Origin of the sequence: Paracoccus sp. N5 (assembly GCF_000371965.1) — a bacterium.
GTDB lineage: Bacteria > Pseudomonadota > Alphaproteobacteria > Rhodobacterales > Rhodobacteraceae > Paracoccus.
The window spans coordinates 1,034,546-1,055,815 of sequence record NZ_AQUO01000001.1; the positions used below are offsets into that span (position 1 = coordinate 1,034,546).

At 69.7% G+C, this 21,270-nt stretch carries 20 protein-coding genes; 14 read left to right on the forward strand and 6 right to left on the reverse strand.

All coding sequences use genetic code 11. From position 1 onward, the window contains the following. Window positions 1–19: 19 nt before the first annotated feature. Window positions 20–1,465 (reverse strand): pyruvate kinase, encoded by a 1,446-nt coding sequence (pyk, locus tag PARN5_RS0105220; protein WP_017998718.1) that lies wholly within the window; start codon window positions 1,463–1,465, stop codon window positions 20–22. Between the two features lie 118 nt (window positions 1,466–1,583). Here pyk and PARN5_RS0105225 point away from each other — a divergent pair, with 118 nt between their 5' ends. Both PARN5_RS0105225 and PARN5_RS0105230 read left to right on the forward strand, forming a co-directional pair. Then, entirely contained in the window at window positions 1,584–2,324 is a 741-nt protein-coding gene (locus PARN5_RS0105225; protein ID WP_017998719.1) for an N-formylglutamate amidohydrolase, read from the forward strand. After that, a complete protein-coding gene (locus PARN5_RS0105230; RefSeq protein ID WP_017998720.1) occupies window positions 2,321–3,358 on the forward strand; it encodes an AbrB family transcriptional regulator in 1,038 nt (345 codons plus the stop codon). Before PARN5_RS0105225 ends, PARN5_RS0105230 begins: the two co-directional genes overlap by 4 nt. Here PARN5_RS0105230 and PARN5_RS0105235 read toward each other — a convergent pair. Then, window positions 3,355–5,553, reverse strand: a complete 2,199-nt coding sequence (locus PARN5_RS0105235) for a primosomal protein N' (RefSeq protein ID WP_017998721.1) — start codon at window positions 5,551–5,553, stop codon at window positions 3,355–3,357. The genes PARN5_RS0105230 and PARN5_RS0105235 overlap by 4 nt on opposite strands. Before the next feature lie 247 nt (window positions 5,554–5,800). On the opposite strand from PARN5_RS0105235, the gene fsa reads away from it, so the two are divergent. From fsa to PARN5_RS0105260, 4 genes are all read left to right on the forward strand, one after another. Beyond that, window positions 5,801–6,454 carry a fructose-6-phosphate aldolase gene (fsa, locus tag PARN5_RS0105245; protein ID WP_017998723.1) on the forward strand — a complete coding sequence of 218 codons (654 nt, stop codon included), beginning with the start codon at window positions 5,801–5,803 and terminating at the stop codon, window positions 6,452–6,454. Beyond that, window positions 6,454–7,164, forward strand: coding sequence for a DUF484 family protein (locus tag PARN5_RS0105250; protein ID WP_017998724.1), 711 nt, complete (start codon window positions 6,454–6,456; stop codon window positions 7,162–7,164). Before fsa ends, PARN5_RS0105250 begins: the two co-directional genes overlap by 1 nt. After that, window positions 7,161–8,099 carry a tyrosine recombinase XerC gene (locus PARN5_RS0105255; protein ID WP_017998725.1) on the forward strand — a complete coding sequence of 313 codons (939 nt, stop codon included), beginning with the start codon at window positions 7,161–7,163 and terminating at the stop codon, window positions 8,097–8,099. The genes PARN5_RS0105250 and PARN5_RS0105255 overlap by 4 nt, the downstream gene beginning before the upstream one ends. A gap of 158 nt (window positions 8,100–8,257) precedes the next feature. Next, a complete protein-coding gene (locus PARN5_RS0105260; protein WP_017998726.1) occupies window positions 8,258–9,013 on the forward strand; it encodes a TSUP family transporter in 756 nt (251 codons plus the stop codon). A gap of 30 nt (window positions 9,014–9,043) precedes the next feature. Here the strand turns inward: PARN5_RS0105260 and PARN5_RS21660 are convergent, their stop codons facing one another. Together PARN5_RS21660 and PARN5_RS0105270 are read right to left on the reverse strand one after the other, a co-directional pair. Beyond that, window positions 9,044–9,853, reverse strand: coding sequence for a calcium-binding protein (locus PARN5_RS21660; RefSeq protein WP_017998727.1), 810 nt, complete (start codon window positions 9,851–9,853; stop codon window positions 9,044–9,046). A gap of 149 nt (window positions 9,854–10,002) precedes the next feature. Beyond that, on the reverse strand, window positions 10,003–10,989 hold the full coding sequence (locus PARN5_RS0105270) for an asparaginase (RefSeq protein WP_017998728.1): 987 nt from the start codon (window positions 10,987–10,989) through the stop codon (window positions 10,003–10,005). Window positions 10,990–11,142: 153 nt separating this feature from the next. On the opposite strand from PARN5_RS0105270, the gene PARN5_RS0105275 reads away from it, so the two are divergent. The 7 genes from PARN5_RS0105275 to PARN5_RS0105305 all read left to right on the forward strand — a co-directional run bounded on the left by PARN5_RS0105275 (window position 11,143) and on the right by PARN5_RS0105305 (window position 19,006). Then, the gene (locus PARN5_RS0105275) at window positions 11,143–11,670 is read left to right on the forward strand and encodes an invasion associated locus B family protein (RefSeq protein WP_017998729.1); all 528 of its coding nucleotides are present in this window, start codon (window positions 11,143–11,145) and stop codon (window positions 11,668–11,670) included. A gap of 107 nt (window positions 11,671–11,777) precedes the next feature. Then, window positions 11,778–12,971, forward strand: coding sequence for a 23S rRNA (adenine(2503)-C(2))-methyltransferase RlmN (gene rlmN / locus PARN5_RS0105280; RefSeq protein WP_017998730.1), 1,194 nt, complete (start codon window positions 11,778–11,780; stop codon window positions 12,969–12,971). A gap of 149 nt (window positions 12,972–13,120) precedes the next feature. Beyond that, complete coding sequence (locus tag PARN5_RS0105285) at window positions 13,121–14,233, forward strand: transglutaminase domain-containing protein (protein ID WP_017998731.1); 1,113 nt, start codon at window positions 13,121–13,123, stop codon at window positions 14,231–14,233. A gap of 114 nt (window positions 14,234–14,347) precedes the next feature. Further along, window positions 14,348–15,871 (forward strand): 2,3-bisphosphoglycerate-independent phosphoglycerate mutase, encoded by a 1,524-nt coding sequence (gpmI, locus tag PARN5_RS0105290; protein ID WP_017998732.1) that lies wholly within the window; start codon window positions 14,348–14,350, stop codon window positions 15,869–15,871. Next, a complete protein-coding gene (locus tag PARN5_RS21665; protein ID WP_017998733.1) occupies window positions 15,868–17,106 on the forward strand; it encodes a peptidoglycan DD-metalloendopeptidase family protein in 1,239 nt (412 codons plus the stop codon). The genes gpmI and PARN5_RS21665 overlap by 4 nt, the downstream gene beginning before the upstream one ends. Beyond that, the gene (locus tag PARN5_RS21670; protein ID WP_017998734.1) at window positions 17,103–18,521 is read left to right on the forward strand and encodes a S41 family peptidase; all 1,419 of its coding nucleotides are present in this window, start codon (window positions 17,103–17,105) and stop codon (window positions 18,519–18,521) included. The genes PARN5_RS21665 and PARN5_RS21670 overlap by 4 nt, the downstream gene beginning before the upstream one ends. Continuing rightward, window positions 18,518–19,006: an RNA pyrophosphohydrolase gene (locus PARN5_RS0105305; protein WP_017998735.1), complete on the forward strand. Its 489-nt coding sequence runs from the start codon at window positions 18,518–18,520 to the stop codon at window positions 19,004–19,006. The genes PARN5_RS21670 and PARN5_RS0105305 overlap by 4 nt, the downstream gene beginning before the upstream one ends. 82 nt (window positions 19,007–19,088) lie before the next feature. On the opposite strand, the gene PARN5_RS0105310 is transcribed toward PARN5_RS0105305, so the two are convergent. Beyond that, entirely contained in the window at window positions 19,089–20,339 is a 1,251-nt protein-coding gene (locus PARN5_RS0105310) for a lytic murein transglycosylase (RefSeq protein WP_017998736.1), read from the reverse strand. A gap of 68 nt (window positions 20,340–20,407) precedes the next feature. Beyond that, entirely contained in the window at window positions 20,408–20,722 is a 315-nt protein-coding gene (locus PARN5_RS0105315) for a hypothetical protein (protein WP_017998737.1), read from the reverse strand. A gap of 55 nt (window positions 20,723–20,777) precedes the next feature. Between PARN5_RS0105315 and PARN5_RS0105320 the strand changes: the two genes are divergently transcribed. Further along, window positions 20,778–21,248 (forward strand): YbaK/EbsC family protein, encoded by a 471-nt coding sequence (locus PARN5_RS0105320; protein ID WP_017998738.1) that lies wholly within the window; start codon window positions 20,778–20,780, stop codon window positions 21,246–21,248. Window positions 21,249–21,270 lie beyond the last annotated feature (22 nt).

Consider the following 21,270-nt stretch of genomic DNA (forward strand, 5'->3'; position numbering starts at 1 on the left):
ACAGCTCGTTACGCGGGGCTTATTCCGGATCGGTGCGATAGATCAAGCGCTCGTCGCAGGGCGCGATGCGCAGGATGTTGGTGGTGCCGGGCACGTTGAAGGGGACGCCGGCCATGACGACGATCTGGTTGGTCTCGTCGGCAAAGCCGAAGTCGCGCGCCGCCTTGGCGGCATTGACCACGGCCTGCTTGAAGCGTTCCAGTTCGGGCGTCAGCACGCAATGCGTGCCCCAGGTCAGGCACAGCCGGCGCAGCGTCCGCTGTTCCGAGGACATGGCGACGATCGGCACGCGCGGGCGCTCGCGCGCCACCAGGCTGCCGGTGGTGCCGGACTGGGTAAAGGCGCAGATGGCGGAAATGTCGGTGGTCTCGGCGATCTCGCGCGCGGCGGCGACGATGCCGTCGGCCACGGTCTGGCGCTTGGCCTGGCGCGAGCTTTCGATGATCTCGCGATAGGTCGGGTCGCTTTCGACCGAGCGGGCGACGTTGTCCATGGTCGCCACCGCCTCGACCGGATAGGCGCCGGCGGCGCTTTCGGCCGAAAGCATGATCGCGTCGGTGCCTTCATAGATCGCGGTCGCCACGTCGCTGACCTCGGCCCGCGTCGGCATCGGGCTTTCGATCATCGATTCCAGCATCTGGGTCGCCACGATCACCGGCTTCGCGGCCGCGCGGCAGGCGCGCACCAGCCGCTTCTGGATCGGCGGCACCGAATGCACCGGCAGCTCGACCCCCAGGTCGCCGCGCGCCACCATGATCCCGTCCGAGACCTTCAGGATCTCGCTGAAGGCCCGCACGGCGGCGGGTTTCTCGATCTTGGACAGGATGGCGGCGCGGCCGCGCGCCAGCTCGCGCGCCTCGATCACGTCCTCGGGGCGCTGGACGAAGGACAGGGCCAGCCAGTCCACCCCCAGCCCGCAGGCGAATTCCAGGTCGTCGCGGTCCTTGTCCGACAGCGCCGCCAGCGGCAGCACCACGTCGGGCACGTTCACGCCCTTGCGGTTCGAGATCGGCCCGCCCGCCGTCACCACGCAATCGGCGAAATCGGCGCCGCATTTTTCCACCCGCAGGCGGATCTTGCCGTCGTTGACCAGCAGTTCGGCGCCGGGTTCCAGCGCGGCGAAGATCTCGGGATGCGGCAGCTGCACCCGGCCCGCGTCGCCCGGCGTCGCGTCGAGGTCGAAGCGGAAGGCCTGGCCGTCCGCCAGGTCGTGCGGCCCGGCGGCAAAGGCGCCCACGCGCAGCTTCGGCCCTTGCAGGTCGGCCAGCACGGCGATGGGACGGCCCGATTCGGCCTCGACCTTGCGGATGATGTCATAGCGGGCGCGCTGTTCCTCATGCGTGCCATGGCTCATGTTCAGGCGGAACACGTCGGCGCCGGCCTCGAACAATGCCCGGATGGTGGCGAAATCGCTGGATGCCGGCCCCAGGGTTGCCACGATCTTGACCTTGCGATGCCGTCTCATCCCGTTCTCCCGCCTGTTGTTTGCGCTATCGGCTCTATAGACCCATTCGCCCGCGCGCGGCAACCGCGCCTTGCGCAAGGCTTGCACTAAAGCTTGCCCGATGCGAGGCAAAGCCGACATGACACACGAATCGCATTCCATCATCGGGCCTTCGCGCGGGTCGCGCTGGCTGATCACCTGCGACCACGCCACCAACCGCGTGCCGGACTGGGTGGGCGGCGGATCCCTGGGCATCGCGCCCGAGGACATGGCCCGCCACATCGCCTATGACGTGGGCGCCGCCGGGCTGACGCGGAAGCTGGCCGAACGGCTGGACGCGCCGGCGATCCTGACCGATTTCTCGCGTCTGGTGATCGACCCGAACCGGGGCGAGGACGATCCGACGCTGCTGATGCGGATCTATGACGGCACGGTGATCCCGGCGAACCGCCACGCCGGGCCGGCCGAACGCGCGCTGCGGATGGAGCGGCTCTATCGCCCCTATCACGCCGCCTATGAGGCCCTGGCCGCGGCCCGGCCGGACCGGGCGATCTGCGCCATCCACAGCTTTACCCGCCAGCTGCGCGGAAGGCCGCGCCGGCCCTGGGCGGTGGGCGTGCTCTATTCGCATCGCGACGAGCGGCTGGGCAAGGCGCTGGTGCGCGAATGCCGCGACCTGGGCTGGATCACCGGCGACAACGAGCCCTATTCCGGGCATCTGGACGGCGATTCCATCGACCGCCACGCCCTGGCGCAGGGCCGGCCGAACGTGCTGATCGAGGTCAGGAACGACCTGATCGCCGACGCCGCGGGCCAGGCGCTCTGGGCCGAGCGGCTGGGCGCCGTGCTGGAGGGATTCCTGGACAGGTGCGGGCTATGATGCGCTCCGCCATGGCCCGCCGGGCCCTGACCTTTGCCCTGGCCGCGGGTGGCGGCGCGCTGTTCCTGGCGCTGCAGCTGCCGCTGCCCTTGCTGCTGGGCCCGATGCTCGCCTGCCTGATCGCGGCGCTGGCGGGGGCGCCGCTGATGGGCGCGGGCGGGCTCGGCACCTTCATGCGCACCTTCCTGGGCGTCGCGGTCGGGGCCTCGATCACGCCCGCGGTGCTGGGCAAGATCCCCGAGATCGCCGCCTCGCTGGCCTTCGTCCCCGCCTTCATCCTGGCGATCGCGCTGGTCGGCTATCCGCTGTTCCGGCGCGGCTTCGGCTTCGACCACCCGACCGCTTGGTATGCCGCCATGCCGGGCGGGTTGCAGGACATGCTGGTCTTCGGCGAGGAGGCGGGCGGCGACGTGCGCGCCCTGTCGCTGATCCATGCCACGCGGGTGCTGGTCATCGTCACCGTGGCGCCGCTGATCATGCAAAGCTTCTGGGGCGTGGACCTGTCGCAGCCGCCGGGCGTCTCGATCCGCGCCACCGATCCGGCCGAGATCGCCATCATGGTCGCCGCCGGGCTGATCGGCTGGAAGGCGGCCGAGCGGCTGGGCCTGTTCGGCGCCTCGATCCTGGGGCCGATGATCCTGACGGCGGCGCTGTCCTTGTCGGGCGTGATCGAACACCGCCCGCCGGCCGAGATGATCCAGGCGGCGCAATTCTTCATTGGCGTCGCGGTCGGGGTGAAATACGTCGGCATCACCGGGCGCGAGCTGCGCATCGACGTGACCGCAGGGCTGGTCTATGCGCTGTTCCTGGCGCTCATCAGCCTGATCTTCATCGAACTGATCATGCAGCTGGGCCTGGCCCCGGCGCTCGACGCCTTCCTGGCCTATCTGCCGGGCGGGCAGGCCGAGATGGTGGTCATCGCCATCATCGCCGGGGCGGATCTGGCCTATGTCGTCAGCCACCACCTGCTGCGCATGGTGATCGTCATCACCCTGGCGCCGCTGGCCTCGAAGCTGATCGAGCGGCGGCGCTAGAAAAAGCTCTGCGGGTCGATGTCGACCGACAGCCGCAGGTTCGTCGGCGGTTTCGGCGCCTGCGCCAGCCAGGCCGCGATCGCCGCCTGCACCGGCGCCTGGCGCGGGGCGCGGATCAGCATCCTGACCCGGCAGCGGCCGCGGATGCGGGTGATGGGCGCCGGCGCGGGGCCGAAAAGCTCGGCCCCCACGGCGCGCAGCGGCTCGGCCCGGCGGGCAAGCGCATGGGCGTAATCCTCGACCACCGGCATGTCGGGATGCGACAGGATGATCCCGGCCAACCGGCCGAAGGGCGGCATGCCGGCGGCCTGGCGCTGCGCCGCCTCGGCGTCCCAGAAATCCTCGTCCCGGCCCGACAGAATCGCCCGGATCACCGGATGCTCGGGCTGATAGGTTTGCAGCAGCGCCAGCCCCCGCGCCTCGCCGCCCTCGCGCCCGGCCCGGCCGGCGACCTGGCGCATCAGCTGAAAGCTGCGTTCCGCCGCGCGCAGATCGGCGCCTTGCAGGCCCAGATCGGCGTCGATCACCCCGACCAGCGTCAGGCGCGGGAAGTTGTGGCCCTTGGCGACCAGCTGGGTGCCGATGATGATATCGGTCTCGCCGGCGCCGATCTCGGCGATGGCCTCCTTCAGCGCCCGGGCCGAGTGGAACAGGTCCGAGGACAGCACCGAGGCGCGGGCCTCGGGGAAACGCTCGGCGACCTCCTCGGCCAGCCGCTCGACGCCGGGGCCGATGGCGGTCATCTTGCCCTCGACGCCGCAGGACGGACAGGCGGTCGGGATCGGCTTGGTCTCGCCGCATTGGTGGCAGACGAGGCGGTTCTGGAAGCGGTGCTCGACCATGCGGGCGTCGCAATGGTCGCAGCCGATCTGCTGGCCGCAGGCACGGCAGGCGGTGATCGGGGCATAGCCGCGCCGGTTCAGGAACAAGAGCGACTGTTCGCCGCGCTGCTTGCGGGCGGCGATCTCGGCGGCCAGGCGCGGGCTGATCCAGCGGCCCTTTTCCATCTCTTGCTGCCGCAGGTCGATGGTGCCCATTTCCGGCAGTTCGGCGGTGCCATAGCGCGACCGCAGGTCCAGCCGGCGATATTTCCCGGCGGCGGCATTCACCCAGGTCTCGACCGAGGGCGTGGCCGAGGCCAGCACCACCTGCGCCTGTTCGATGCTGGCGCGCAGCACCGCCATGTCGCGGGCGCTGTAATAGACCACGTCCTCCTGCTTGTAGCTGGAATCGTGTTCCTCATCGACGACGATCAGGCCCAGGTCGGCAAAGGGCAGGAACAGGGCCGAGCGGGCGCCGACCACCATGCCGACGTTATGCGTCGCCGCCATGGTCCACAGCCGGCGGCGCTCGCTGCGGGTGATGCCGGAATGCCATTCGCCGGGCTGGGCGCCGAAGCGGGCCTCGACCCGGTTCAGGAACTCGGCCGACAGCGCGATCTCGGGCAAGAGCACCAGCGCCTGCCGGCCCTGGCGCAGGCATTCGGCCACGGCCTCGAGGTAGACCTCGGTCTTGCCCGAGCCGGTGACGCCGCGCAGCAGCGTGGTGCCATAGGCGCGGCGGGCGACTTCGGCCCGCAGGGCATCGGCGGCCTCGGCCTGGTCCCGGGCCAGCGGCTTGCCGGGCAGACCGGGGTCAAGCCGCGGATAGGGCACGTCGCGCGGCGCCAGCACCTCGGCCAGCGTGCCGGATTTGACCAGCCCCTGCACCACGCCCGGGCTGACGCCGGCCAGCTGCGCCAGCTCGCCGGGGGCGAAGCCGGCGCCGCCGTGATCCTCGATCACCCGCAGCACGGCGGCGCGGGCATCGGTCATGCGCGCGGGCGGCGGGCCGGCGCGATGGATGATGCGGCGGGCCGAGGGCGGCTGGTCCAGGTCCGGCGCCCGCGTCGCCATGCGCAGCATCGCGGGCAAGTGCGTCAGCGTGTATTCGCCCATCCGGGTCAGGAATTCGATCATGCCCCCCGACAGCGGCGGCGCATCGACCAGCCGGGCGACGGGCCGCAGCTTGGCCATGTCGAAATCGCCCATGCCCGGCCCCCAGACCGCCCCCATCACCCGGCGCGGCCCCAGCGGCACCACCACCAGCTGGCCCAGCCGCACCCCGCCCTCGGGCGCGAGATAGTCGAGCACGCCGACGACTTCCTGCGTCAGCACGGCGATGCGAGCGCCATGGGGATAGAAGGGCGGCGGCATCGGGTTCAGGGCACCGCAGCCCAGCCGACGAATAGCAGCAGCGGCCAATGCCCGGCCAGCAGCGGGCCGGCGGCCAGCAGCGGCAGCAGATCGAACAGGTCGGGGTTCAGGGCTTCCAAGGGCGCTCTCCTGCGGACAAGGCCGGGATCTTGCACAGGGCCGCACCCGCCCGCAAGCCGCGCGGACTTCACGCGCCGATTGTTATGCGCTAAACCCTCGGCAAATCCGCAAGAGGGGGCCCCCGCGCATGAAATTCTTTGTCGATACCGCCGACGTCGCCGCGATCCGCGAATTGAACGACCTGGGCATGGTGGATGGCGTCACCACCAACCCCTCGCTGATCCTGAAATCCGGCCGCGACATCCTGGAAGTCACCAAGGAAATCTGCGACCTGGTCGAAGGCCCGGTCAGCGCCGAGGTGGTGGCCAGCGACGCCGCCGACATGATCCGCGAGGGCGAGCGCCTGGTGAAGATCGCCTCGAACATCACCGTCAAGGTGCCGCTGACCTGGGACGGGCTCAAGGCCTGCAAGGCGCTGTCGTCGCAGGGCCACAAGGTCAACGTGACGCTGTGCTTCAGCCCGGCGCAGGCGATCCTGGCGGCGAAAGCCGGCGCGACCTTCATCAGCCCCTTCCTGGGCCGGCTCGACGACATCAACCTGGACGGCGTCGAACTGATCGCGCAGATCCGCGAGATCTATGACAATTACGACTTCCAGACCGAGATCCTCGCCGCCTCGATCCGCTCGGTGAACCACATCACCGACGTGGCCCGCATCGGCGCCGACGTCATCACCGCCCCGCCGGCGGTCATCAAGGCCATGGCGAATCACGTCCTGACCGACAAGGGCCTGGAACAGTTCAACGCCGACTGGGCCAAGACCGGGCAGAAGATCGTCTGATGGCCGAGCAGACTGCGGCCGAACTGACCGAGGAGATCCGCGCCCGGCTGCTGGCGCAGCCCGAGCTGATCCTCGCCGACCGCGACCTGATGCGCGCGCTGATCGGCGCGCGCGAGGCCGAGGTGGGCGAGAACGTGATCGACATCCGCGGCCGCGCCATGCAGGCGCTGGAATCGCGGCTGGACCGGCTGGAGGCGGCGCATGAATCGGTGATCTCGGCCGCCTATGACAACCAGTCGGGGATGAACACCATCCACCGCGCCGTGCTGTCCCTGCTGGAGCCGATGGAGTTCGAGGGCTTCCTGGAAAACCTGGAACTCGCCGTCGCGCCGATCCTGCGGGTGGAAACCCTGCGGCTGGTGATGGAGGCGGGCGGCGCCCTGCCCCAGCCCGAGGCCAGCGGCCCGCTGATCGTCGCCCCCGCCGGCACGGTGGCCGAGCTGATCTCGGGCGGCCGGCGCATGCCGCGCGGCGACGACATCGTGCTGCGCCGCGCCGCCAGCCAGACCCTGCCCTTTCACGGCGAAGCGCGCGCGCCGATCCGCTCCGAGGCGCTGCTGCCGCTGGACCTCGGCCCCGGCCGTTTCCCGGCGCTGCTGCTGATGGGTTCGGGCGATGTCGGGCGCTTCAACCCGGCGCAGGGCACGGACCTGTTGCGCTTCTTCGGGCAGGTGTTCCGGCTGGTGCTGATCTCCTGGCTGCGGGCATGAGCCAGCCGGCCGGCCCCCTGGCGCTGGCCCCGGCCATGGCCGACAACCTCGCGCGCTGGCTCGACAGCGAAAAGGCGACGCGCGACCGCTCCGAACACACGATCCGGGCCTATCAGAGCGATCTGCTGGCCTTCCTGGCCTTCCTCGGCGGCTATCACGGCACGCCGGCCCTGCCCGCGACGCTGGGCAGCCTGACCCAGACCGACATGCGCGCCTTTGCCGCGGCCGAGCGCACCCGCGGCCTGGGCGCCCGCTCGCTGGCGCGAAGGCTCTCGGCCGCGCGCAGCTTCATCCGCTGGATGTCGGACCGGCACGGCTTCGACGCCTCCAGGGCGCTGGCGGCGCGCAGCCCGAAATTCACCCGTTCGCTGCCGCGCCCTCTGGCGCCGGACCAGGCCGAGGCGGTGCTGGACATCGCCGGCGAAACCAGCCCCAAGCCCTGGATCGCCGCCCGCGACACAGCGGTCCTGACCCTGCTCTATGGCTGCGGGCTGCGCATCTCCGAGGCGCTCGGCCTCGACGGCCGCGACTGGCCCTTCCGCGAGGCGCTGACCATCCGCGGCAAGGGCAAGAAGGAACGCCAGGTGCCGGTGCTGCCCATCGCGCAGCAGGCGACGGCGGCCTATCTGCAGCTCTGCCCCTGGCCGCTGGAGCCGCAATCGCCGCTGTTCCGCGGCGCGCGCGGCGGCCGGCTGAACCCGTCGCTGATCGCGGCGGCGATGCGGCACGCGCGCCAGGTCATGGGCCTGCCGCCAACGGCGACGCCGCATGCGCTGCGCCACAGCTTCGCCACGCATCTGCTGGCGGCGGGGGGCGATCTGCGCACCATCCAGGAACTCCTGGGCCACGCCAGCCTCTCGACCACCCAGGTCTATACCGGCGTCGATGACGCCCGGCTGCTGGAAGTCTACCGCGCCGCCCATCCCCGGAGCTGATCGGCTTCTTTGCTCCGAAAATACCCCCGCCGCCCGTGCCACGGGCCCGGCCGCCGCAGCCCGGCCCCAGCGGCTTTCACCGTTTCCCAAATACCCCCGGCCACCGAGCCGCACGCGCGGCCTTTACAATCCGGGCGCCGCGCCGCAAAGCCCGGCCCATGGACCTCTCGCTCGACCTCCTGCTGATGCTGATCGGCGCCGCCTTCGCGGCCGGCTTCGTCGATGCCATCGCCGGCGGTGGCGGGCTGATCACCGTGCCGGCGCTGCTGCTGGCCGGCATTCCGCCCGCCCAGGCGCTGGCCACCAACAAGGTGCAGGGCGTCTTCGGCGCCGCGACGGCCGCGATCTCCTATGCCCGCCGCGGCCTCGTCGATCCGCGCGCGCAGCTGCCCGAGGCCGCCGTGGCCTTCATGGCCGGGCTCTGGGGCGCGGCACTGGTCAGTTTCCTGCCGACGCAGGCGCTGCGCTACGGCCTGCCGGTGCTCTTGATCGGCATCGCGGTCTTCTTCGCGCTGAAGCCGGGGCTCGACGACACAGACCGGGCGCGGCGCATGCCGCATGCGGTCTTTGCCGCGACGGTGGTGCCGGCGGTCGCCTTCTACGACGGGCTGCTGGGACCGGGCACCGGCTCGTTCTTCATGCTGGGTTTCGTAATGCTGGCGGGTTACGGCATTCTCAAGGCCACGGCGCACACCAAGCTGCTGAACTTCGCCTCGAATCTGGGCGGGCTGGTCGCCTTCGCCCTGGTCGGCAAGCCGCTGTGGCTGGTCGGCGCCGCCATGGCGGTGGCGCAGATCGCCGGCGCCAGCCTTGGCGCGCGGCTGGCCATGCGCATCGGCGCCCGGGTCATCAAGCCGCTGCTGGTCGTGACCTCGACCGCGCTGGCGCTTCGGCTGGTCTGGCAGCTCATGTAACGGGGCGGGATCGCGCCCGCCCCGCAAGGCTCAGACGAAGACGAACATCGAATCGTCCAGCTCGGCCAGCGCGACACCCTCCAGCACCAGCCGGTTGCCGCCGCCCAGGTCGAAGACCGCATCCGCCCCGTCCTGCCGGGCGGCGTCCATCAGCGCCGCGTAATCGTCGATGCCGGCCAGATCGACGCGGATCACCTCGGCCTGGTCCGAACCGCAGCCGCAGCCGCCGGTCTCGAAGTCGATGATGCGGTCGCTGCCGCCGTCGAAGACGAAAGTGTCACGGCCATAGCCGCCCGAGAGCAGGTCGTTCCCCGCCCCGCCATCGACCAGATCGTCGCCGAAACAGCCGTTGACGGTGTCGTTGCCCGAACCGCCCATCAGCTGGTCATTGCCGAAACCGCCGTGCAGGAAGTCGTTGCCGGCCTCGCCCTTCAGCGTGTCACTGCCGAAGCAGCCGTGCAGGCTGTCATTGCCGGTCCCGCCCCACATCGCGTCATTGCCCAGCCCGCCATGCATGAAATCATGGCCGGCCTGGCCCCACATGCGGTCGTTGCCATTGCAGCCGTGCATCGAATCGCGGCCGTCGCCGCCCCACAGGCTGTCATTGCCGAAGCCGCCGTGCAGGAAGTCATCGCCGCCAAAGCCGCGCAGCCGGTCGTTGCCGCCGCCGCCCAGGATGCCGTCGTCGCTGTCGCTGCCGTCCAGGATCTCGGGGCCGGAAACGCCGTGGATCACGTTCAGCATGGGCAGCCGGCCCATCTGCCGCGCCAGTTCGGCAGCCACGTCGGCCAGGGTCTCGGAATAGACCGCCCAGTAATAATCATAAGACAAAGTCGCCATGGGTTTTACCTCGGTAACATGAAAAACCGCCCGAAATCTTCGGGCGAAACCACATTCCCATATTCCCGCGGAAGGTGACATGCCGCGCCGGCGGACCGGCGCAAAACCGCCGGATCAAGCGGTTCGGAACCCGGAGATTCCCGGACCGATCAGTTCGGAAAGCCCGAGGCGCGGCGCATCTCGCCCGTGGCCATGCCGCGCCAGTTGCGGATCGGGTCGGTCAGGTATTTCCCGACCACCGGATGGCCCTCCTCCAGCAGCCCCAGATGCACCATCAGCGCGGTGATCGCCGCCTCGGCGCCGCGCGTGCCGCCGTCCGAAACCTTCAGCGCGATGCCCAGGCCCCGCTCGGGCACGATGCCGACGAAGACCGCCTCGGCCCCGGTCTTGACGGCGGCGCGGCCCTTCATGGCGCGCATCAGCTCGGTGCAGGCGCGGCCTTCGCCGGCGACCAGCTCGGGATGCGCGATCATCGCCTCGACCAGCCGGCGCTGCGCCGTGCCGCGCGCCCCGGCGCCGGGCCGGGCAAAGGACGCCATGGCGCGGGCCAGCCCCTCGACCGTGCAGGCGAAATTCGGCGCGGCGCAGCCGTCGATGCCCCAGCCGGCGGCCGTCTCGCCCGTGACCTCCTCGAAGGCGCGGCGCACGGCACGCTGCACCGGGTGGTCGATCTCGACATATTCCGGCCCGGCCTTCATGTGCCGCTTCAACGTCAGGAAGCCGGCATGCTTGCCCGAGCAGTTGTTGTGGATCTGGCAGGACGCGGTGTCGGAACAAAGCAGCCGCCGATGCTCGGCCGGGTCGCGCGGCATATGGGCGCCGCAGCGCAGATCCTCCTCCTCGAGCCCCAGGTCCGAGAGCCAGGCCGAAACCCGGTCGACATGCGCCCGCGCGCCGTTGTGGCTGGCGCAGGCCAGCGCCAGCTGCTCGCTGCCCAGCCCCGCCGCATCGGCCGCGCCGCTTTCGACCAGCGGCAGCGCCTGGATCATCTTGCACGAGGACCGCGGGAAGATCACCGTGCCCGGATTGCCCCAGGCCTCGACCACGCCATCGGCGTCCGAGATCACCACATGGCCCAGATGGCTGCTTTCGCGCAGGCCCCCGCGCCACAATTCGATCAGTCTTGCGGCCGTCATGGCTCCCCCTTGCTCTGACAATCGCGCGATTTTCCGCAAAAAAGGGGTTTTTCCCCCGTTCAATTTCGCATTATCTTGCAGCCAGATGGTTGAAAATACCACCGTCATCGGCAACAAGCCGGATCGAACCGGACCATGGCAGGAGACCAGAGCATGTTGAAATCCGCGCCGCGCGCCGCAGCGGCTGCCGCTGCAATCGCGATCGCCGCGTCTTCGCCGGTCCTGGCCCAGGACTCGACGAATGTGATCGGGACCGAGGGCGACTGGACCGTCTTCTCGGCGAACAGCCCCAAGGAATGCTGGGCCGTGTCGGCCCCGAAATCCACCCAGAACGTCGATGCCTCGGGCAAGCCCAAGGAAGTGACGCGCGGCGACATCCGCCTTTACGTCGCCTATCGCCCCGGCCAGGGCGGCGAGGTCTCGTTCTCGGGCGGCTATCCCTTCGCACCGGATTCGACGGTCGAGGTGAATGTCGGCGGCACGGTCTTCAAGCTGTTCACCGAGGGCGAAAGCGCCTGGACCGGCTCGCCCTCCGAGGACAGCAAGCTGGTCAGCGCGCTGCGCGGCGGCTCGTCGGCGGTCATCTCGGGGCGCTCGGCCCGCGGCACGGTGACCAAGGACACGTTCAGCCTGTCCGGCATCACCGCCGCGACCAACAAGGCCCAGGCCGCCTGCAAATAAGCCACGGCCACGCCACGACACGGGAACGGGGGCTTCGGCCCCTGTTTTCTTTTGGGCCGCTTTCGCCTATATAGGGGCCTTGCCCAACGCCCGGACCCGCCCAAGCCATGAACGCCCCCATCCCCGCTGCACCGATCACGCAGGATCTTCTGACCATCCCGCGCAAGCTGCCGGAATCGGCGCTGACGAATATCGTCGGCCTGACCCGCGAGCAGTTGCGCGAAGCGCTGGTCCAGGCAGGGACGCCCGAAAAGCAGGCCAGGATGCGCGTCGGCCAGATCTGGCAATGGGTCTATCACTGGGGCGTGCGCGATTTCGCGCAGATGACCAACCTTGCCAAGGATTACCGCGCCTTTCTGGCCGAGCGGTTCGAGATCGCGCTGCCCGAGATCGTGACCCGGCAGGTCTCGGCCGACGGCACGCGCAAATACCTGCTGCGCATCGCCGGCGGGCATGAGGTCGAGACGGTCTATATCCCCGAGGAATCGCGCGGCACGCTGTGCATTTCCAGCCAGGTGGGCTGCACGCTGACCTGTTCCTTCTGCCACACCGGCACGCAGAAACTGGTGCGCAACCTGACGGCCGGGGAAATCGTCGGCCAGGTCATGGTCGCCCGCGACGACCTCGGCGAATGGCCGCAGCCCGGCGCGCCCAAAGACGAGACCCGGCTGGTTTCCAACGTCGTGCTGATGGGCATGGGCGAGCCGCTGTATAACTTCGACAATGTCCGCGACGCCATGAAGGTGGTGATGGACGGCGAGGGCATCAGCCTGTCGCGCCGCCGCATCACGCTGTCGACCAGCGGCATCGTGCCCGAGATCGCCAAGACCGCCGAAGAGATCGGCTGCCTGCTGGCCGTCAGCTTCCACGCCACCACCGACGCGGTGCGCGACAAGCTGGTGCCGGTGAACCGCAAGTGGAACATCGAGACGCTGCTGAACGCGCTGCGCGAATACCCGCGGCTGTCGAACAGCGAACGCATCACCTTCGAATATGTCATGCTGGACGGCGTGAACGACAGCGACGAGGACGCCCGCCGTCTGGTCAAGCTGATCCGCGGCATCCCGGCCAAGATCAACCTGATCCCGTTCAACGAATGGCCGGGCGTGGCCTATCGCCGCTCGAGCTGGGAGCGGATCGAGGCCTTCGCCGACATCGTCCACAAGGCCGGCTATGCCTCGCCGATCCGCACGCCCCGGGGCGAGGACATCATGGCCGCCTGCGGCCAGCTGAAATCCGCGACCGAGCGCGGCCGCAAGTCGCGGGCCGAGATCGCGGCCGAGACCGGCAGCGCGGCCTGAACGGCCACCGGCTGCGCTATATCTCGGCGGCGCAGGCCGGATCGCGGTCCCCCCTCGTCAGCCTTGAGCGGTGCGGGATTTGCGCCTAGCATGGGCTGGTCCCGGCAGGCCGACCCTGACCGCCTGCGCCCCATCGCGAAGGAGCCGCCATGATCACCTCATCTCGCCGCCGTTTCCTGACCGTCGCCCTGGCCGGGGCCGCGTTGCCCCTGTTCGGAATCCCCCCGCGCCCGGCGCGCGCCGAAGCGGTGCGCGCCTTCGCGCCGCAGCCCAGCGAATGGCAGGGCTATCGGATCGTGACCCATGTCGCGCTGCCGGCCGATGCCGGACCGGCGCAGGTCTGGCTGCCGGCACCGTCGCTGGACACCGCTTGGCAAAAGACGTTGGGCAACGAGATCCAGGGTAACGCGACCGAGGCCCGCATCGTCAAGGATGCCGCGACCGGCGCCGCCGTCCTTCATGCACGCTTCGATGGCAAGGCCAAGCCCGAGTTGAGCCTGATCAGCTATGTCGAGACCCGCAACCGCAGCATCGACTGGTCGAAGAAGACCGCCGCGCATGAGGATCCCGCCGTGTTGCAGGCGGCGCTGCGCCCCTCGGGGAACAAGCCGCTGGACGGGTTGGTCGCCGAGACCGCCGCCAGGATCACGCAAGGCGCGCAAAGCGACGTCGAGAAGGTGCGCGCGCTCTATACCTGGATCGTGGCGCATTGCTATCGCAACCTCGACACCCCGGGCTGCGGTCCGGGCGATGCGGTCGCCACCCTGACCTCGGCCGGGCTGGGCGGCAAATGCGCCGACCTGAACGGGCTTTTCGTGGCGCTGGCCCGCGCCTCGGGCGTGCCGGCGCGCGACATCTACGGCATCCGCGTGGCGCCCTCGGCCTTCGGCTTTGCCCAGCTTGGCGCCAAGAACGAGGTGATCACCGGCGCCCAGCATTGCCGGGCCGAGGTCTGGCTGTCGGATTACGGCTGGGTCGCGATGGATCCGGCCGACGTGCTGAAGGTCATGCGGGCCGAGACCGACCGCTGGATCAAGGACCCGGCCGATCCCGTGGTGACGCAGGTCAACGACGCGCTGTTCGGCAACTGGGAAGGCAACTGGGTCGGCTACAACACCGCCGAGGACCTGGCCCTGCCCGGCCGCGACGGCGCGCTGCCCTTCCTGATGTATCCGCAGGGTGATGTCGGCGCGCGCCGGCTGGACGAGTTGGACGCCAAGGCCTTCACCTACGACATCATCGCCAGGCCGCTGTCGGCCTGAGGCATGCCGGAGCCGCGTTCACGTTCGCGGGCGCGGTTCCGCAATGCCCAGCCCAACCTTGCCCCTCGCGCCGCAGGATCGTAGAAGCGTCCCGACCCGCGAGTGAGGCGCCCCATGACCCATCCCAAACCCGTCGTCCTTTGCATCCTCGATGGCTGGGGCATTTCCGCCCGCCCGCAGCAAAGCGCGCCGGACCAGGCCAGCACGCCGAACTTCGACCGGCTGATGCGCGACTGTCCGCATGCCACGCTGACCACCTTCGGCCCCGACGTCGGCCTGCCCAAGGGCCAGATGGGTAATTCCGAGGTCGGCCACACCAATATCGGCGCCGGCCGCGTCGTCGCCATGGACCTGGGCCAGATCGACCTCGCCATCGAGGACGGCAGCTTCTACCGCAACACCGGGCTTGGCGAATTCATCCGCAAGCTCAAGGCCTCGGGCGGCACGGCGCATCTGATGGGCATCATCTCGGACGGGGGCGTGCACGGCCATATCCACCATGTCGTCGCCGCCGCCCGCGCCCTGACCGAAAAGGGCGTGCCGGTCGTGGTCCACGCCGTCACCGACGGGCGCGACGTGCCGCCGAAATCCGCCCTGGGCTTCCTGACCGAACTGCAAGGCAGCCTGCCCGAGGGCGCCCGCATCGGCACCGTGGTCGGGCGCTATTTCGCCATGGACCGCGACAACCGCTGGGAGCGCGTCGCCCGCGCCTATGCCCTGATGGTGCAGGGCAAGGGCCTGCCCGCGCCGGACGCCGCCACCGCGGTGGCCGATGCCTATCGCCAGGACGAGACCGACGAGTTCATCCAGCCCCGCGTGATCCGCAACTATCCCGGGGCCAAGGACGGGGACGGGTTCTTCTGCCTGAACTTCCGCGCCGACCGGGCGCGCGAGATCCTGGCGGCGGTGGGCGAGCCCGGCTTTTCCGCCTTCGACACCGGCCGGCGGCCGGAATGGGCGGCGCTGCTGGGCATGGTCGATTATTCGGAACGCCACGACCAGTTCATGGATGCCGCCTATCCCAAGCGGCAGGTGGTGAACACGCTGGGCGCCTGGGTGGCGCAGAAGGGCCTGCGCCAGTTCCGCCTGGCCGAGACCGAGAAATACCCGCATGTCACCTTCTTCCTGAACGGCGGCAAGGAAACGCCCGAGCCGGGCGAGGACCGTTTCATGCCGCAAAGCCCCAAGGTCGCGACCTATGACCTGGCGCCCGAAATGGCCGCGCCCGAGGTCAGCGCCAAACTGGTCGAGGCCATCGGCGCCGGCTACGACCTGATCGTGGTGAATTTCGCCAATCCCGACATGGTGGGCCATACCGGCAGCCTGCCCGCCGCGATCCGCGCCTGCGAGGCGGTGGACCAGGGCCTGGGCATGATGCTGGATGCGCTGGACCGCGCCGGGGGTGCTGCGGTCGTGATCGCCGACCACGGCAATTGCGAAACCATGATCGACCCCGAGACCGGGGGCCCGCATACCGCCCATACCGTGAACCCGGTGCCGGTCATCGTCTATGGCGGCCCGGCCGGCGCCAGCTTGCGCGACGGCCGGCTGGCCGATGTCGCGCCGACGGTACTGGAGCTGATGGGCCTCGACCTGCCGGAAGAAATGACCGGCCGCTCGCTGATCGCGCGCGCATGAGACTGGCGCTGCTTCTGCCGGTGGTGATGGCGCTCGGGCTGGTCTCGATGGCGCCGGCGCAGCCCGCGACCCCGGCCCAGGGCGACGGGCAGCTGGGGCAGGCCGCGGCCGAGGCGGCAGAGGCCGCCGAGATGCTGCGCGCCGCCGTGGGCCAGCTGGACCAGGCGCTGACCGAGGACGACCAGGTCGCCTCGCTGACCCGGATGATCCGCGCCTATGAACAGGGCCTGTCGGCGCTGCGCGACGGGCTGCGCCGCGCCGGCGTGCGCGAGCAGGAAATCCGCACCGAATTCGACGCCCGCCGCGACCGGCTGGGCCGGGTGCTGGGGGTGATGACCTCGATGCAGCGCTCGCCCGAGACCATGCTGCTCTTGCATCCCTCGGGGCCCGAGGCTTCGGCCCGGGCCGGGATGATCCTCGCCTCGGTCGCGCCGGGGCTCGAGGCCGAGGCCAAGGAGATGCAGCAGAAGCTCGAGGAGATCCGCACCGTCCGCGCAATCCAACTGAGCGCCGCCAATGTGCTGGCGCAGGGCCTGGGCCAGGTGCAGGAGGCGCGGCGGCTGCTGGCCTCGGCCGTCACCGACCGTTCCAGCCTGCCGGTGCGCTTCGGCGAGGATCCCAAGGAACTGACCGCGCTGGTGCAATCGGCCGATACGCTGGACGCCTTCGCCTCGGGCATCACCGGGATGGAGCAGGACGTGGGCGCCCCCATGGCCGATTTCGAGGGCGCGCAGGGCAGCCTGGCGCTGCCCGCCATCGGCAAGGTGATCCGCCGCTATAACGAACCCGACGCGGCCGGGGTGGCGCGGCCGGGGCTGGTCATCGCCACCGCGCCCGCCGCGCTGGTCACGACCCCCTGGCCGGCGACGATCCGCTATCGCGGGCCCTTGCTGGATTACGGCAATGTGATGATCCTTGAACCCGCGCGCGGCTATCTGATGATATTTGCCGGGCTCGCGCAGGTCTTTGGCGAGACCGGCGACGTGCTGGCGGCGGGCGAGCCCGTCGGGCTGATGGGCGGGGAAGAGCCGCCGGCGCAGGAATTCGGGGCCGAGTTCGTCGCCAATGCCGCCACCGGCGGCGGCGCCGGGCAAAGCGAAACACTGTATGTTGAACTCCGCCGGGGCAAGGAAATGCTGGACCCGGCAGAGTGGTTCGTGATGAATCCGATTATCGGCGATGCCACGCAGGGTGGAACGGGCCAAAACGCAACCGGGCAGGACGGGACGGAATGAAACACTATCTTCTGGCAGGGGCGATCGGCACGCTTGCGGGCGCCGTGGTCGCCACGCAATTCGCCGGCCCCCTGGTCGCACAGGAAACCGGCAGGAACGCCTCGGTCTATGAGCAGCTCGACCTGTTCGGCAATGTCTTCGAACGGGTGCGCGCCGATTACGTCGAATCGGTGGACGACAAGAAGCTGATCGAGGCGGCGATCAACGGCATGCTGACCTCGCTCGACCCGCATTCGTCCTTCCTCGCCGCCAAGGATTACGAGGACATGCAGACCCAGACCCGCGGCAGCTTCGGCGGCCTCGGCATCGAGGTCGGGCAGGAGGACGGGCTCGTGAAGGTGATCTCGCCCATCGACGACACGCCTGCGGCCGAGGCGGGCGTGAAGGCCGGCGACTTCATCACCCATGTGAACGGCGAATCGCTGATGGGGCTGAGCCTCGACGAGGCGGTCGAGAAGATGCGCGGGCCCATCGGCTCGGAAATCAAGATCACCATCCTGCGCGAAGGCGAGAAGGAGCCATTCGATCTGACCATGACGCGGGACACGATCAAGCTGACCGTGGTCAAGACCCGGATCGAGGGTCACGCCGTCGTGCTGCGCGTCACCACCTTCAACGACGAAACCATGGACACGCTGCGCACCGAGATGGCCAAGGCGATCAAGGACGCCGGCGGCATCGACAAGGTCACGGGCTTCGTGCTGGACCTGCGCAACAACCCGGGCGGGCTGTTGAACCAGGCCATCGAGGTCTCGGACGCCTTCCTCGACAAGGGCGAGATCGTCTCGACCCGCGGCCGCAAGCCCGAAGAGAGCGAGCGCTGGAACGCCAAGCCGGGCGACCTGGCCGAGGGCAAGCCGATGGTGGCGCTGATCAACGGCGGCTCGGCCTCGGCCTCGGAGATCGTCACCGGCGCGCTGCAGGACCACCGCCGCGCCATTGTCGTGGGCACGAAATCCTTCGGCAAGGGCTCGGTCCAGACCGTCATGCCGGTGACCGCCGACAGCGCCATCCGCCTGACCACGGCGCGCTATTACACGCCCTCGGGCCGCTCGATCCAGGCGCTGGGGATCCAGCCCGACATCATCGTGCAGCAGCCGACCCCGCCCCAGGCCGGCGAGGACGAGGACGAGAACAAGCCCAAGACCGATTCGAAATTCCTCAGCTCCGAGGCCGACCTGCGCGGCGCGCTGAACAACGACGCCGTGTCGGACGAGGAGAAGAAGCAGATGGAGGAGGAGGCAAAGGAGGTCGAGGCCACCGCCAAGCTGCGCGACGAGGATTACCAGCTGGCCTATGCCGTGGACATCCTGAAGGGGCTGGCGGCAATGGACTACAACGCCAAGGCCGTGCCCGAGGAGGCCAAGCCCGCCAATACCGGCGAGAACGCGGCTCAGGGCGCGCAGACGCAATGACCGAGCTGTTGGGGCCGTCGGGCCTGCCCTATCGGCCCTGCGCCGGGGTGGTGCTGATCAACCCGGCCGGCCTGGTCTTCGCCGGGCAGCGCATCGACAACCCGACCCCGGCCTGGCAGATGCCGCAGGGCGGGATCGACGCGGGCGAGACGCCGCGCGCCGCCGCCCTGCGCGAGCTGGTCGAGGAGACCGGCGTCACCACCGACCTGGTGGACGTGCTGGCCGAAACCGCCGACTGGGTGACCTATGACCTGCCGCCCGAGTTGCTGGGCAAGGTCTGGAAGGGCAAATACGGCGGCCAGAAGCAGAAATGGTTCGCCATGCGCTTCCTTGGCCCGGACGAGGCGGTGCGGATCGCCACCGAACATCCCGAATTCGACCGCTGGCAGTGGATGCGCGCGGCCGATGTGCTTGAGTCCATCGTGCCCTTCAAGCGCGATGTCTATGCCCAGGTGCTGGGCGAGTTCCGCGAGATCCTGGCCTGATCGCGCCGGTGGCGCGGCCGGTTTTGGGTATTTGCAGAGCAAAGAAGTCGAAGGGCGGCCGGGGTGGGCCGCCCCTTGTCGTTCAGCTGCGCAGCAGGGCTAGCAGGCTTGTGTCGGCATAGCCATCGGGCGTGACGCCGCGGGCGCGCTGGAAGGCCTTGATCGCCTCGGTCGACTGGCTGCCGAGCTTGCCGTCGACCCCGCCGGTGTCGAAGCCCTTGGCCATCAGCAGGCGCTGGATCTCGGCCTTTTCGCTGGTCGAGAGCGTGCGGTCGCCGCGCGGCCATGACCCTTGGATGCCGGGGCGGCCGGCGATGGCCTCGCCCAGATAGCTGACGGCCAGGGCGTAGCTGTCCGAGGCGTTGTATTTCAGGATGGCGCGGAAGTTCTCCGTGATCAGGAAGGCCGGGCCGCGCGATCCGGCCGGGACCAGGATCGAGCCCGAGGGCACCGCGCTGCCGTTGCGGGTCCGCACGCCCATCGCCGCCCATTGGCTGCCCGACCGCTGCACCGCCTTGCCGGCGTTGTTGAAATCGAAGCCGGGCGGCAGGATGACCTCGGTCCCCCAGGGCTGGCCGGGGCGCCAGCCGTTCTGGCGCAGGTAATGCGCGGTCGAGGCCAGCGCGTCGGTCGGGTCGTCCGACCAGATGTCGCGGCGGCCGTCGCCGTTGAAATCCACCGCATGCGCCAGGAAGGACGAGGGCATGAACTGCGTATGGCCCATGGCGCCGGCCCAGCTGCCGACCATATGCGCGCTGTCCACGTCGCCCGACTGGATGATGCGCAGCGCCGAGACCAGCTCGCCGGCGAAGAATTCGCCGCGCCGGCCGTCATAGGCCAGCGTCGCCAGGGCCGGCACGATGCGGGTATTGCCGCGACCCGCACCGAAGTTCGATTCCATGCCCCAGACCGCCAGCACCACCTCGCGCGGGACGCCGTAGCGCGATTCGATGGCGGCCAGTGTCGAGGAATATTGCGCCGCCTTGCTGCGCCCGGTGGCGCCGCGCGTGCCGATGGCGCCGTCGAGATAGTCCCAGACCGGCTTGGCGAATTCGCTCTGCTTGCGGTCGAGCGCGATCAGCGAGGGCATGAAATGCGCATCCGCCATGGCGCGGTCGAAGGTCGCGCCCGAGATGCCTGCCGCCAGCGCGCGGGGACGGAAGCTGGCCACCCAGGTCTGGAAGCCGGATTCGCTGCCCTGACCGCCGGCAGTGGGCAGGCCGGCGAAATCGCCGCCGGGCGCGCCGGGCGTGCGGTTCATCGACACCCCGCAGCCGGCCAGGCTGGCAATCAGGATCGCGCCAAGGGCGATGCGGGAAATCCGTCTGGTCATACTGCCTGTCCGCTCTCTCTTGTTCTGGTTGCGGGCCAGTCTAGCGGCGGCGGCGGGCGATGGATAGGTCAATCCTCGCCGTAAAGCGGCTCCATCTGCGCCACGATCACCGCGTTCTCGGCCAGCGCGCGGTCCATCAGGGCGCGCTCCTCCTCGGGGATCTCATGGCCGTCGGCCAGGCGCTCGTCGATGCTGCCGTGGCCGATGACCTCGATCGGGGCCAGGCCCGCCTGCTTCAGGATGGCGACGGTTTCGCGCACCGCCTCGTCCTCGTCCCTGCCCGAGGCGTAGCAGACCAGCGCGGCGCCCGTCGCGCCTTCCGGCAGGCCGTCGTCCCTGGCGCGGCCGACTTCGACCAGAAGCGTATAGACCTGCTGGGTCATGGCTTTCCCTTCCTGCGGTTTTGCCGTCATATCGCCCGAAACCAGGGAGGGGACAATGAGCAAGAGCCTGCGCCGCGTGCAATCGGCCCTGGAGGCCGCGGGCCTCGCGGTCGAGATCCGCGAGACCGACGACCGCGCCCGCACCGCCGAGGGCGCGGCGGCCGCGGTCGGCTGCGCGGTCGACCAGATCGCCAAGTCGATCATCTTTCGCGGCGAGGACTCGGGCCATGTCGTGCTGTTCCTGACCGCCGGCGGCAACCGCGTCGATCCGGCCAAGGCCACGGCGCTGGCCGGGCAAAGCCTGGGCAAGGCCGATGCCGAACTGATCCGCGCCGAGACCGGCTTTGCCATCGGCGGCGTCGCCCCGGTTGGCCACCTGAACCGGATCCGCGCCTGGCTCGACCCGCGCCTGCTGGATTTCGAGCAGGTCTGGGCGGCGGCAGGCACGCCGCGCCATGTCTTTGCCATCGCCCCCGCAGAACTGCTGCGGCTGACCGGGGCCACGACGGCCGATTTCACCGCCTGACATGAAAGAGGCGGGATCGACC

Coding starts and splice junctions, on each gene's coding strand:
- PARN5_RS0105270 (WP_017998728.1), bottom strand. CDS start 10,989: ATGACGGCCGCAAGACTGATCGAATTGTGGCGCGGGGGCCTGCGCGAA.
- PARN5_RS21670 (WP_017998734.1), top strand. CDS start 17,103: ATGAAACACTATCTTCTGGCAGGGGCGATCGGCACGCTTGCGGGCGCC.
- PARN5_RS0105320 (WP_017998738.1), top strand. CDS start 20,778: ATGAGCAAGAGCCTGCGCCGCGTGCAATCGGCCCTGGAGGCCGCGGGC.
- PARN5_RS0105310 (WP_017998736.1), bottom strand. CDS start 20,339: ATGACCAGACGGATTTCCCGCATCGCCCTTGGCGCGATCCTGATTGCC.
- pyk (WP_017998718.1), bottom strand. CDS start 1,465: ATGAGACGGCATCGCAAGGTCAAGATCGTGGCAACCCTGGGGCCGGCA.
- PARN5_RS21665 (WP_017998733.1), top strand. CDS start 15,868: ATGAGACTGGCGCTGCTTCTGCCGGTGGTGATGGCGCTCGGGCTGGTC.
- PARN5_RS0105315 (WP_017998737.1), bottom strand. CDS start 20,722: ATGACCCAGCAGGTCTATACGCTTCTGGTCGAAGTCGGCCGCGCCAGG.
- gpmI (WP_017998732.1), top strand. CDS start 14,348: ATGACCCATCCCAAACCCGTCGTCCTTTGCATCCTCGATGGCTGGGGC.
- PARN5_RS0105285 (WP_017998731.1), top strand. CDS start 13,121: ATGATCACCTCATCTCGCCGCCGTTTCCTGACCGTCGCCCTGGCCGGG.
- PARN5_RS0105260 (WP_017998726.1), top strand. CDS start 8,258: ATGGACCTCTCGCTCGACCTCCTGCTGATGCTGATCGGCGCCGCCTTC.
- PARN5_RS0105230 (WP_017998720.1), top strand. CDS start 2,321: ATGATGCGCTCCGCCATGGCCCGCCGGGCCCTGACCTTTGCCCTGGCC.
- PARN5_RS0105235 (WP_017998721.1), bottom strand. CDS start 5,553: ATGCCGCCGCCCTTCTATCCCCATGGCGCTCGCATCGCCGTGCTGACG.
- PARN5_RS0105255 (WP_017998725.1), top strand. CDS start 7,161: ATGAGCCAGCCGGCCGGCCCCCTGGCGCTGGCCCCGGCCATGGCCGAC.
- PARN5_RS0105275 (WP_017998729.1), top strand. CDS start 11,143: ATGTTGAAATCCGCGCCGCGCGCCGCAGCGGCTGCCGCTGCAATCGCG.
- rlmN (WP_017998730.1), top strand. CDS start 11,778: ATGAACGCCCCCATCCCCGCTGCACCGATCACGCAGGATCTTCTGACC.
- fsa (WP_017998723.1), top strand. CDS start 5,801: ATGAAATTCTTTGTCGATACCGCCGACGTCGCCGCGATCCGCGAATTG.
- PARN5_RS0105225 (WP_017998719.1), top strand. CDS start 1,584: ATGACACACGAATCGCATTCCATCATCGGGCCTTCGCGCGGGTCGCGC.
- PARN5_RS0105305 (WP_017998735.1), top strand. CDS start 18,518: ATGACCGAGCTGTTGGGGCCGTCGGGCCTGCCCTATCGGCCCTGCGCC.
- PARN5_RS0105250 (WP_017998724.1), top strand. CDS start 6,454: ATGGCCGAGCAGACTGCGGCCGAACTGACCGAGGAGATCCGCGCCCGG.
- PARN5_RS21660 (WP_017998727.1), bottom strand. CDS start 9,853: ATGGCGACTTTGTCTTATGATTATTACTGGGCGGTCTATTCCGAGACC.